At 58.7% G+C, this 12,619-nt stretch carries 5 protein-coding genes and 1 other RNA gene; 5 read left to right on the top strand and 1 reads right to left on the bottom strand.

The genetic code is table 11. The features are described 5' to 3' along the window. Positions 1 to 471 precede the first annotated feature (471 nt). From AC6R19_RS09845 to AC6R19_RS09835, 3 genes are all read left to right on the top strand, one after another. Entirely contained in the window at positions 472 to 1,653 is a 1,182-nt protein-coding gene (locus AC6R19_RS09845; RefSeq protein ID WP_500579632.1) for a helix-turn-helix domain-containing protein, read from the top strand. Positions 1,654 to 2,251: 598 nt separating this feature from the next. Then, entirely contained in the window at positions 2,252 to 3,820 is a 1,569-nt protein-coding gene (locus AC6R19_RS09840) for a GH39 family glycosyl hydrolase (protein ID WP_500579631.1), read from the top strand. A gap of 257 nt (positions 3,821 to 4,077) precedes the next feature. After that, complete coding sequence (locus tag AC6R19_RS09835; protein WP_500579630.1) at positions 4,078 to 6,990, top strand: TonB-dependent receptor; 2,913 nt, start codon at positions 4,078 to 4,080, stop codon at positions 6,988 to 6,990. 129 nt (positions 6,991 to 7,119) lie between these two features. Here the strand turns inward: AC6R19_RS09835 and AC6R19_RS09830 are convergent. Continuing rightward, positions 7,120 to 7,197: non-coding RNA, sX9 sRNA (locus AC6R19_RS09830), on the bottom strand. Between the two features lie 257 nt (positions 7,198 to 7,454). On the opposite strand from AC6R19_RS09830, the gene AC6R19_RS09825 reads away from it, so the two are divergent. Together AC6R19_RS09825 and AC6R19_RS09820 are read left to right on the top strand one after the other, a co-directional pair. Continuing rightward, positions 7,455 to 9,428, top strand: coding sequence for a glycoside hydrolase family 97 protein (locus tag AC6R19_RS09825; protein WP_500579629.1), 1,974 nt, complete (start codon positions 7,455 to 7,457; stop codon positions 9,426 to 9,428). Positions 9,429 to 9,454: 26 nt separating this feature from the next. Further along, positions 9,455 to 12,619, top strand: coding sequence for a glycoside hydrolase family 3 N-terminal domain-containing protein (locus AC6R19_RS09820; protein ID WP_500579627.1), 3,165 nt, complete (start codon positions 9,455 to 9,457; stop codon positions 12,617 to 12,619).

The raw sequence follows: 12,619 nt of genomic DNA, 5'->3' as shown, positions 1-12,619 counted from the left end.
TTTCGTTGACGGGCTTGTGTATCTCCTGCTCCAGGTTATCCGGGACAATCCGCAACATCTTTCGCTCGATACGCTCACCGGCCAGTGCCTGGTCCAGGCTGTCGAGTGCCCGCGCCAGCTCACCATCGCAACAGCGCCACGGACAATGAACAAGCCATCCTTCACCTTGACCACGCCCTATTCAATAGTCACAAAATGCAATAGCATTTTATATGACAATATGGTTTTATCACCATTAAAATAAACATTTACAGGGATAACGAGACTGGCTAACTGATGCCGGTCCCGCAAGTAGAATGGATAAGTACAGCCATCGCAGCTCCAATGATGACCCATCCCAGATACTCAATTGACGGATCTCCTTCTCTGCTTGGTTACAACCCAACAGTGGCATCATCAGGGCGGCTGCCTAGTGCGCCGGTCGAATCGCTGGCTCCTCGCCCTACCCTTGGTAACCCGTGATCCCCCGACATGCTGAATTTCTATAATAAAGCGTCCTTGGGCCTGCTGGGTTTACTGTTGACCAGCGCCCTGGTGACTTACCTGTGTGTGCAGCGCACTTTCCTGCATGTTCCACTCCTGCCAGCGGAAGCAAGTGAACTCTCCTGGGTTGCCGAGCCCTACACAGATATTTATCAGGGCGGGCTTTCCACAGTAAAAATCAACGATGCACACTACAGCCTGGATTTCGAACTAAACCTTTCCCAACAGGCGCAGTATCCTTACGCGTCGGTATCATTGTTGTTCAAGGACCGGGCGGGGCAGCCGAGGTTTGCGGATTTGTCCGCATTTTCTAGCCTATCGTTTTCGGCCAAGTGCTCACCCTCCAATGTGCTTGTCTTCATCGCTTCGACCGTGGAGGAGGAGACCACCAATCCCGATGATTTATTGAGCTATCGTTCTCCTATAGCGTTTTTTTCCTGCGATGAAGACTGGAACCGAGTGGAGCTGGACCTGACCCGCCTTGAAACACCGCAATGGTGGCTGGACAGGTACCAGCTCAAGCTGTCGATGACGGAATACAAACTTGACCAGGTACGCCAAATTCAGTTCGGTTCCAGTTATCAAAGCCCCATGGAAGCACCATCCAGGGTGCAGCTGCATGAGTTGGAACTACACGGACGCGATTGGAGTTATATGTATTCCCTGGGGGCCTTTCTGCTCCTGGCCTGGAGTTCCTATGGAGTCTGGTTTTTTCGCCAGCACACACAGGCTTTGATTCACGACCTGAGAAGCAAAATCCAGAAGGATCGGCCCCTGGTGGCCTACCAGCAGCTCTCGGTGGAACCCCTGCGCGATAGGGAGAGAGAGGATATCCTGCGTTTTATGGGCACAGAGTACGCCAACGCCGAGTTGAATCTGGATACCATGGTCGCGGCTATTGGCGTGAATCGAACCAAGATCAACGACATACTGAAGACAGAGCTGGGGTTTACCTTTACCGGCTACCTGAACAAGCTGCGCCTGACCGAGGCCGCACGCCTGCTGGCGGAAAAGGAGAAGGCGAGCATTGCCGAGATCGCCTATTCGGTGGGTTACAAGAACGTCTCCTACTTCAACAAGCTGTTCAAGGAAGAGTACGGCTGCACCCCCAAGAACTTCAAAAGCCTCTATGACCAAACCCCTGTGGCGGCAGGGGACAGGACGCACTGATCTCCCGGAAGCCGTTTCACAACGACTGCGCGCCTGGTGGCGGCAGCATCTATTCGGTGAGTTACAGGAACGCCTCCCACCTCAATAAGCTGTTCAAGGAAGAGTACGGCTGCCCCCCAGAACTTCAAAAGCCTTTATGACCTGACTCCTGCGGCGGCAGGGGTCAGACACACTGATTTCCCGGAAGCCGTTTCACAACGACTGCGCGAGCCTGGCGGCGGCAGTATCGCCCACAACGCCTGTGACAAAACGCCTGTGGCAAACTTCAACTTATACAGGAAAAACTGCAACTTTCTGCAATTTGATAAGCTTTCTTGGAATAGCATTACCGGTTAAGTCCCTGTTTTCAATAGGTTTATTACTGGCAGTGGCCCAAACCCCCTGTGGGTTACAGGTCCATATCCAACATAACAATAAGCCTTCAGAGAGCGATCATGAGCAGAGCCGGCGCCTTGGCCCATTGCGGCCGTCCAATCCTAGTGAGCAGCAGCGGTGGCGGGTCAGCCGCCCCCCTTTGCCCCAGCCACAACACCAGCCCGTTCGAGTCAGATAGCCCGGGGACGCAGGGTACAGCATTGGCGGAGCAGGAGCCTTGCTCATGAGAATCGGAATCGTTTCCAAACTCTGCTTGCTTTATGTCTTATTACCGGCCATCAACACTTTGGCGCAAGAGCGCACCATCACCGTCGATGTCAATGAGGCACTGGGAAACCTGAACCAATTCTTCAATGCCAGCATAGGGGCCGGTCGGGCCAATGAGGGGTTGCGTGCGGACTGGCAGCAGCAGCTGGCACAAGTCAGGCGGGATGCCGGTTTCCGTTACATCCGCATGCACGGCTTGCTCACCGATGATATGGCGGTATACCGCATAGACGGCCAGGGCAAGGAGCAATACAACTTTCAGTATATAGACGCCCTCTACGATTATATCCTCAGCATCGGTATGAAGCCCTTCGTAGAACTGGGCTTTATGCCTTCGGCCCTGGCCAGTGGCGATCAAACCGTTTTCTGGTGGCGCGGCAATGTCACACCGCCACGCAGTTACGAAAAATGGGAAAACCTGGTCAGAAAACTCGCCGAACACTGGACTGAGCGCTATGGCGCCGAGGAAGTGGCCAGCTGGTATTTTGAGGTGTGGAACGAGCCCAACCTGGACGGTTTCTGGGCAGGGTCACAGGCGGAGTACTTCAAGCTTTACGCCCATGCCGCGCACGCCATCAAAAGTGTAAACAGTCGCTACCGCGTAGGCGGCCCCGCAACGGCGGGCGCGGCCTGGATTCCGGAAATCATTACCTACGCCGATGAAAACAAGGTACCGCTGGACTTCGTCAGCTCTCACGCCTATGGCGTGCAACAGGGGTTTCTCGATGAATTTGGCACCACCGGCACCGTGCTCGCCAAGGATGAATGGGCTGTAAGCGGCGATGTATTGAAAAACCGCCGGGAAATCTCCGAGTCAAGCATGCCCGATTTGGAGCTCCATTACACCGAGTGGAGTTCATCCTACACCCCCGCCGACCCGATTCACGACAGCTATCACCAAGCGGCTTACATACTGCAGAAACTGAAGCAGGTGGGCGACGCGGCACAGTCCATGTCCTACTGGGTTTTCACCGATATCTTCGAAGAGGCGGGGCCGCGCTTTGAAGCCTTCCACGGCGGATTCGGCCTGATGAATACCCAGGGTATAAAGAAACCCGCCTACTTTGCCTATCAGTTTTTGAACCAACTCGGAACGCAAGAGCTGCTGAATAGCGATCCGCAGTCCTTTGCGACCACAGACGAACAGGGCAACGTACAGTTGTTGCTGTGGGATTTCACTTACACCCTTTCCGAGGACATCAACAATCAGCAGTACTACGTTCAGGACCTGCCAGCCAAAGATAAGGGCGATGTTGATATCCGGGTAAAAGGAGTGAAGGAAGGCCATTACACCCTCAGCATTTCCCAGGTCGGCTATAGACAGAATGACGCTTACACCGCCTACATTGACATGGGATCTCCTGCACAGCTTACCGGGGCACAGGTGGAGGCACTCAAGGCGCAGGCCACGGGCAATCCCGCCCAGCAAAAGAATATTCGCATTGACAAAGAGCGCGTGTTCAACCTGAACCTGCCACTGCGTGAAAACGACGTATACCTGGTTGAACTCATCCGGCGCAAATAGAAGCTGATTCGCTATTCCTTTTTTTGGGTCTTTTGCTCATGCCGGGTACGGATAAGTACCGGGCAACTTCCGGCCCCCCAACGATAACGTTCATGCTGACAGCAACCTGCGCCAGAAAGGAAAACAAACGGTTTCGACGCGCAGATGGGAATGTCCGCCCTGACCGATCATTAATCAACAGTCAAACGGAGGTCGATTTAGCACCAGTAGAAGAGTCTTGGGGTAACTTGATTAACCTGCAGATGAGAGAAAACAAAATGAAATTTAAAAATAATGACGCATTCACAAAGAAAAAGTTGCCGCACTATATCCGCCTGGCTTCCGGCATTTCGCTGATGGCCGTGGGAGCAATGGCGGTGGCGCAGGAGGACGTCGCTGAGGAGAACAGCAAGTACGATGCGGAGCAACTGGAAGAGGTAGTGGTTACCGGCCAGCGCGCCAGTATCCTGTCCGCACAGGAAATCAAGCGCGACTCCAACCAGATCGTGGACTCGATCGTCGCCACCGATATCGGCAAGCTGCCGGACCGCAGCATCGCTGAAGCGCTGCAGCGGGTCCCCGGCGTCACCGTAACCCGCTACGACAATATGGGCGACCCCGAGCACTTCGCCGGCGAGGGATCGGGCGTGGCCGTACGTGGCCTGGGTCAGGTACGTGGAGAACTGAACGGTCGCGATATATTCTCCGCCAGTAATGGTCGCAGCCTCAGCTTCGGCGACGTGCCGGCAGAGCTCATGGCCGGTGTCGACACTTTCAAGAGCCCGACTGCGGACATGATTGAGGGGGGCTTGGGCGGCATCGTAAACCTGCGCACCCGCATGCCCTTCGACAGCGACGACCAGCTGATCAGTTTCACCGCAAAGGGCAACTACGGAGACCAGATCGAAGAGGCGAACGGCGAGTACTCAGCTCTCTATAGCAACCGCTGGGCAACCGACCTTGGCGAATTCGGCCTGTTGGTGGATGTCTCCTTTTCCGAGCTGTCCAGCCGCGCCGACAATATCTACACCCGCCCCTATATGGCCCGCGATGATATCGAGGCGGGACAAACCGTTTGGGTCCCCCGCGGCGTAGACTGGCGCCGCAACGACTACCAGCGCGAGCGCAGCGGCCAATACCTGGCTCTGCAGTGGGCGCCCAGCGACGACATCGAGACCTATTTCACCGCCTTCCATTCCAAGCATGAGCAACACTGGGACGAAGCCGCCTTCTTCGCCGACGCCGCCGACCCGGCTACCTTCCTCAGCGTCAAGGGCGCAGACGATTGGGTTTATGACGACCAGGGGGTATTGCAGTCCGGTACCATCACCACCGCCCAGGGCAACGGCATAGGTTTCGGTACCAGCACGCGCTTTTCGGAGAACACCTCCGAGACCAGCGACTTCTCATTCGGTGCCGAATGGCAGGCCACCGAGCGCCTGAGCGTGAAAACCGATCTTCAATATGTAACATCCACCGGGGAAACCGTTGACTACACCCTGGGCCTGGTGACATACCCGCAGTCCGTGACCGTGGACAACCTGGGCGGCGCTCCGTCGATCTTCGTGGCCCCGGATTTTCTCACCGACTTCGCCAACTATAGCTACGGCCAGATGATGGTCATGGCCGCAGACAACGAAGCCGAATCCAAGGCCGCGCGCCTGGACCTGGAATACGATTTCGAAAACAGCATAGTGCGCTCGGTGCAGGCCGGCGCCCGCTTCAGTGAAAAAACCGCCGACAACCACGAAAGCTCCAGTTGGGCCGCGCGCTACCAATCCTGGCAGGTAGGCAATAGCTGGCAACCCTACCCCTCCACCAGTGCGTTGCCAAAGATCAGCGACCCCTCCGACCTGACACTCTTCTCCTACGGCGGCTTCCAGCGTGGCGATATCAGCGTCCCCGGCTCGGCTTACTTGATAGACCCGGCCCTGTTGCGCGACTTCCGCACCACAACCGATCGTATCAGCAACAATACGCCCGGCGGTGCGTCAACTATCGATTGGGACAACGCGCTGGACCTGGACGCGGTGGATAATACCAACACCCAGAAGGAGACCACCCAGGCCATCTACGCCAAAGTGAACTTCGCCTTCGACGATCTGGCCATGCCGCTGGACGGCAACATTGGGGTACGCTATGTGCGTACAGAAAACAACGCCAGCGGCCAGCTGAGTTTTCCGACCTTTACCCTTGACGACGGTACACAGCCCTTCTGGCAGCCAGATATCCCTCTGGTAGGAGAAACTGACTACAGCCATGTGTTGCCCAGCCTGAACCTGCGCCTGCACGCCGCCGACGACCTGATATTCCGCTTCGCAGCCTCCAAGGCCATCTGGCGTCCCAACTTCAGTGACCTGAAGGCGCTGCTGTCTTTGGGGGCAGATTGGAAGGAAGGTGTGGAACAGGTCGAAGATGCGAGCGAGTTCGATCCCAGCCTGGTCGATCTCACACTGACTGCAAACGGCAACCCCTTCCTGGAGCCAATGAGGGCCAACCAGTACGACCTGGCCGCCGAGTGGTATTTCGACGACAACGGGGGAATGGCACACCTGACCCTGTTCCACAAGGATGTATCCGATTTCTTCCGCACAGTAATCGAGATAACGACCGTCGACGACTTCGATTACCCGGTAGTGAGCACCTGGACCGGAAATGTGGGCACTGCTGATATCCAGGGTGCAGAACTGGGCCTCACCAAGTTCTTCGACTTCCTACCGGAACCCTGGAACGGGCTCGGCGTACAGGCCAACTACACCTATATCGACAGTACAACCGATGTGCCGGAGAACGTGGAGCCGATCAACACCGATGGCTCCACCTATGACGATCTTCCCTTCGAAGGGCTATCCAAGCATGCCTACAACCTGGTGGGCATGTACGAGAAGTACGGCTTCTACGCCCGCCTGGCCTGGAACTGGCGTAGCGAGTACCTGGTATCGGCAAACGCTCACGGCTGGAAGGATGATGGCGCCGGCTGGAGAGTGCCCATCTACAACGACGACTACGGCCAGTTGGACCTCTCCATGGGCTACAACATCACCGACAACGTCTCGGTCAACTTCGAAGCTGCCAACATCACCAGGGAAGAGACCATCGGCCTGATGGACCAGGGTGACATCGGCAAGCGGCACGCCTACACCTACTCCCAGGATGTGCGTTACGCGGCCAGCGTCAGGGTGACTTTCTAATCTCCCGTCCAGGTGGTGCAAACCAAATACCCCTTTGGCTTTGCCCCACCAGGTGTTTGCGGGGCTCACTGGAGCCCCTTTTTTTCATTTTTGCAAGACTGTCCCGGTGAACAGAGTGCAAGACCTAGAAGCTGTTTCATAACGTAGCGAGCGGGTGGCTGGCGGTGGTCGCCGGAGCGGAGGCACCGGAGTGTACAAGTAGTACATGAGGATGCCGACCGGGCTGGCGCACCAGCACCGCCGAACGCCGTCAGGCGCCCGCGCAGTAGTTATGAAGCAGCTTCTACATTGCGCGCAGCCGCAAGGTCTGCCTGGTCGCGGGCAGCGACTGGTACAACTTCTACAGCGGCGAAAAGCATCGGCGTCGACGCGGCGCAATCGGTGGAATACAAGGGAGAAAAACTGGTACAGAAAATACCCGCCTGAGCCCGACAGTATTTGGACTAACAACTAGTGGAAAAATGATGAAAAGATCTTTCTCGACAACTTTGTTCCTGGCGCTAAGCACACCGGCACTTTCCGCCGACTGGTCCCTGCAATCCCCAGACAGCAGCCGGGAGATACAGGTCCGGCAGAACAAAGCCGAAGCGCTCGAATACCGCATGCTGCTGCACAGCGGAGAGGGCACTACCGAACTGCTCGGCTGGTCGTCCCTGGGCCCGGTAATTCACAGCTACAATTTCCGGGACATACCACTCGATCCCATCGTCAGTGATTTCTCTCGCACGGTGAAGTTTCACCGGCAGGGAAAGCGCAGTGGCGAGGACAACTACACGCTGGTAGCCGGCAAGCGCCGGGAAAACCACGCCGAATACCGTGAACTGGCACTGGAATTCACCGACAGTGAAACCAAGCTGGCCATGACCCTGGAACTGCGCGCCTACGACGACGGGCTCGCGTTCCGCTACGTATTTCCCGAAAAAAGCGATCAATTCTACCGGCTCGTAGAAGAGAAAACCGCGTTCAACGTGGGAGAGGGTCCGAGCTTTTGGGGACAACCCTACGACTTCACCACCATCTACCACCCCTCCTATGAAACCCGCTGGCAGCAGGTGAAAAGCGGCACCGCGGTGCTCGCGGACCAGGGCGTGGGCTGGGGCTTCCCCTCGCTGGTACAGAAGGGCGACTCCTGGCTGCTGATCCACGAAGCGGGTCTGGACGAGCACTTCCACGGCTCCCACCTGCGGCCGAAGGCCGAAGACGGCATCTACCGCATAGCGTCACCGTCACAGGATTCCGCGCTGGGATTCGGCAGCAACATCGCCGCCTCCACCCTGCCCTGGCAAATGCCCTGGCGCTTTGTGATCGCCGGTGAAGACCTCGCCGATATTGTCGAGAGCAACCTGGTCTTCCACCTGTCGCAACCGAGCCGTGTCGAGGACACCGACTGGATAGAGCCAGGCGTCTCCTCTTGGAGCTGGCTGACGGACCACGACAGCAGCCGGAATATGCAGACCCTGAAGAAATTTATCGACCTGGCTGCGGAGATGGGCTGGGACTACTCGCTCATCGACACCAATTGGAACACCATCGCCGACGATGCCATGGAGCAATTGGTGGCCTATGGCAAGCAGAAGAAGGTCCGGCTGATCTTCTGGTACAACTCCGGCGGCCGCCACAATTTTATTGGCGAACAGCCGCGCAACCGCATGGACGAACGCAGCATACGCCGCGCCGAATTTTCCAAGCTGCACAAGCTTGGCGTTGCCGGCATCAAGGTGGATTTCTTCCAGAGCGATAAGCAGGACATGATCCGCCTGTACCAGGAAATCCTCGAGGACGCCGCGGATTTCCAGTTGCTGGTCAACTTCCACGGCAGCACCATCCCCCGCGGCTGGCAGCGCACCTGGCCCAACCTGATGAGCATGGAGGCGGTACCCGGTGCCGAGTTTTACACCTTCTCCGCCGATACCGATTACGACGAAAATGCGCCCCGCTACAACACCATTCTGCCCTTCGCACGCAACGTGATCGGCTCCATGGACTACACGCCGTCGATCTTTTCCCAGCCACCTGCCGGGCGCCACACCACCAATGCCCACGAAGCGGCACTGGCGGTGGTATTCGAATCCGGCATCCAGCATATCGCCGACAGTGTGGAATCCATTCGCGCCCTGCCGGCGGAATACCGCGAATACCTGCAACAGCTGCCCTCCGCCTGGGACGAAACCCGACTGCTCGCCGGCTTTCCCGGTGAACACGCGGTGCTGGCCCGGCGCAGCGGCAAGCGCTGGTTTATCGCCGGAATCAATGGCGAGGCAAAGGAAAAGACACTGCAATTAAATGTCAGTCAACTGGATGGCCTCGGCAACAGTGCCCTGCACCTGTACGACGACAGCGAGCGCCCCTTCGCCGCGGGCCAGGTGCAATTGAAATCCAGCGAGATGCTGCAGATTTCCATGGCAGCCAACGGCGGCTTTGTAATGATGGTCGATTGAGCAGAAGTTTTTGTAAGGAAGTTCCCATGAAGAAATCAACCATATCCGCCCGTCTTCTCTGCGCAGCGCTGCTGCTCCCGGCGAGCTGGGGACTGGCGCAGGCGGATAAAAGCCCGGGGCTTTGGCCACAGGTCGCAAGCCCGGCTGGCGACGAGAAGATCGAAATCCAGGTGGAAAAACTGCTCGCAAAAATGAACCTGGAGGAGAAAGTCGGGCAGATAATGCAGGCGGAAATCCAGTCGATCACCCCGGAAGAGGTAAAAAAATATCACATCGGCTCGGTCCTGAATGGCGGCGGCTCCATGCCCAACCGCGTGGACGGCGCCGGGCCGGACGACTGGGTGGCGCTGGCGGATGCCTTCTGGGACGCGTCCATGGACACCTCAGACGGCGGCACCGCCATCCCGGTTTTCTGGGGCACCGACGCGGTGCACGGCAACGGCAACCTGGTGGGCGCCACCCTGTTTCCCCACAATATCGGCCTCGGCGCCGCACGCAATCCGCACCTGGTGCGCGCCATCGGCGAGGCCACCGCCCGCGAAGTGCGCACCACCGGCGTGGAGTGGGTCTTTGCCCCCACCCTGGCGGTGGCCCAGAACGATTTATGGGGACGCACCTACGAGAGCTATTCGGAAAATCCCGAGGTGGTGCGCCAGTATGCGGCGGCCCTGGTGCAGGGACTGCAGGGTACAGCCGGCGCAAAGAGTTTCCTCAATGAGGACCGGGTCATCGCCACCGCCAAGCACTTCCTCGCCGACGGCGGCACCTACGGCGGCGACGACCAGGGCGATGCGCGTATCGGCGAAAAAGAACTGGTGCAAATCCACAACGCCGGCTACCCCGCCGCCATCCAGGCCGGCGTACAGACGGTAATGGCCAGCTTCTCCTCCTGGAACGGCGAGAAGAACCACGGCAACCGCTACCTGCTCACCGACGTGCTGAAAGAGCGTATGGGCTTCGACGGCCTGGTGGTGGGCGACTGGAATGGCCACGGCCAGGTGCCCGGCTGCACCAACGACAGCTGCCCGCAGGCGATCAACGCCGGCATCGACCTGCTGATGGTCACCTACGACTGGAAAAAAATGATCGAAAACACCCTGGCCCAGGTGCACGGTGGGGAAATTTCCCAGGAGCGGCTGGACGACGCGGTGCGTCGCATCCTGCGGGTCAAGCTGCGCGCCGGCCTGTTTGACAAAAAGCCCTCCGAGCGGGCGCTGGCCGGACGCGAGGATATCGTCGGCTCGCCGGAGCATCGGGCGCTCGCCCGGCGCGCAGTGCGCGAGAGCCTGGTGCTGTTGAAAAACAGCAACAATACCCTTCCTCTGAATCCGAAACAGAAAATCCTGGTGGCCGGCGACGGCGCCGACAGCATCGCCATGCAGTCCGGCGGCTGGAGCGTCAGCTGGCAGGGTGCTGGCATTCCCAACGAAAAATTCCCCGGGGCCACCTCGATTTATGCCGGCATCAAATCGGCGGCGGAAAAGGCCGGCGGCAGCGCCCTGCTGTCCGCCGACGGCAGCTTCGAACAGAAGCCCGACGTGGCGATAGTCGTGTTCGGCGAGCGGCCCTATGCCGAGGGCCAGGGCGACCTCAATACGCTGGAGTTCGAGGCGGGCAAAAAGCGGAGCCTGGAGTTGCTGAAATCCCTTAAATCCGAGGGCATTCCGGTGGTCTCGGTATTCCTCTCCGGCCGTCCGCTGTGGGTCAATCCGGAACTGAACGCCTCCGACGCCTTCGTCGCCGCCTGGCTGCCGGGTACCGAAGGGGCCGGCGTCGCCGATGTGATTCTCGCCAAGGAAAACGGCGAGCCCAAATTCGACTTCAAGGGAAAGCTGCCGTTTTCCTGGCCGAAACTGCCGTTGCAGGCGCGGCTGAACCCCCACCACCCGGACTACGATCCGCTGTTCGCCTACGGCTACGGCCTCGATTACGAATCTGCGGAACAGGGGCCTGAGAAGCTCGCGGAAAAGGTTCCCGGCCTTACCAGCGGCGAAAGCGACAGCATCGCCCTGTACGTCGGTCGCCCGCTGCAGCCCTGGGGAGTGCAGATCAAAGAGTACGAACAGACCCAGATGCTCAGCGGCGCCTTTGCCAAGCTGCCCAGCGGCCACGTCACCGTGGTGACCAGCGATAAGGACGTGCAGGAGGATGCCCTCACCCTCACCTGGCGGGATACGTGGAGTGCCGATCTCAGCTTGCGCCACGGCGATCCGCTGGATCTGTCCGGCTATGTTCCGGAAGGCGTGCTGTCCTTCGACCTCAAGGTGGACGATCTCGACAAGGGCGACCTGGAACTGGTACTGAGATGTGGCAACGAGTGCGAGCGGAAGCTCGATCTCTCCAGTGAGGGCCGGGCCACGGCCGGTCAGGGATGGCGGCATATCAGCGTCGGGCTCAGCTGCCTGGCCCAAGGCGACGATTTCTCTGTGGTATCCGTGCCTTTCGAACTGCGCGTCGCCGGCGCCGGCCAGGCGGCCGTGGCCAATGTCCGCCTGGACCGCAAAGGCGAGGCGAATCAGGCCTGCCCCGACTACCGCAAGCTCTCCGTCACCCCGGCGATACTCGATCACTACTGGTCGCGGGACTGGTGGCTGCCCCGCCACGAGGAAAAGCTGGCGCGCATCGGGCAGGGCAATGTGGACCTGTTGATGATCGGCGACTCCATCACCCAGGGCTGGGAAAACGAAGGCAAGGCCGTATGGGAGAAATTCTACGGCGGGCGCAACGCGGTCAACCTCGGCTTCAGTGGCGACAGGACTGAAAACCTGCTCTGGCGTTTGCATCACGGCGAAGTGGACGGCATAAACCCCAAGGCCGCAGTGCTGATGATCGGCACCAACAACACCGGCCACCGCCGGGAGCAACCGGAACTCACCGCCGCCGGCATCCGCGCCGTTCTGGACGAACTGCGCAGCCGGCTGCCGGAGACCAAAATCCTGCTGCTGGGCGTCTTCCCCCGGGATGCGGAACCCGGCACCCCGATGCGCAAGATCAACCGCAAAATCAACGGGATCATCTCCGGCTACGCCGACAACGAGACCATCTTCTATCAGGAAATCTATAACGAATTCCTGACCCGGGACGGCAAGTTGAGCAAGGAAATCATGCCCGATCTCCTGCACCCGAACGTAAGGGGATACGAGATCTGGGCCGAGGCGATGGAGCCGAAGCTCGCGGAACTCCTGCAATGA

This window comes from Microbulbifer sp. SE14, from assembly GCF_059834885.1.
The sequence above is the reverse complement of the archived record's forward strand: the minus strand, read 5'-3'. Positions and strand labels throughout refer to the sequence as shown.

Bases quoted from the DNA above. Each gene is read 5' to 3' on its own strand.
- AC6R19_RS09835 (WP_500579630.1), top strand. From the start codon at position 4,078: ATGAAATTTAAAAATAATGACGCATTCACAAAGAAAAAGTTGCCGCAC.
- AC6R19_RS09840 (WP_500579631.1), top strand. From the start codon at position 2,252: ATGAGAATCGGAATCGTTTCCAAACTCTGCTTGCTTTATGTCTTATTA.
- AC6R19_RS09820 (WP_500579627.1), top strand. From the start codon at position 9,455: ATGAAGAAATCAACCATATCCGCCCGTCTTCTCTGCGCAGCGCTGCTG.
- AC6R19_RS09845 (WP_500579632.1), top strand. From the start codon at position 472: ATGCTGAATTTCTATAATAAAGCGTCCTTGGGCCTGCTGGGTTTACTG.
- AC6R19_RS09825 (WP_500579629.1), top strand. From the start codon at position 7,455: ATGAAAAGATCTTTCTCGACAACTTTGTTCCTGGCGCTAAGCACACCG.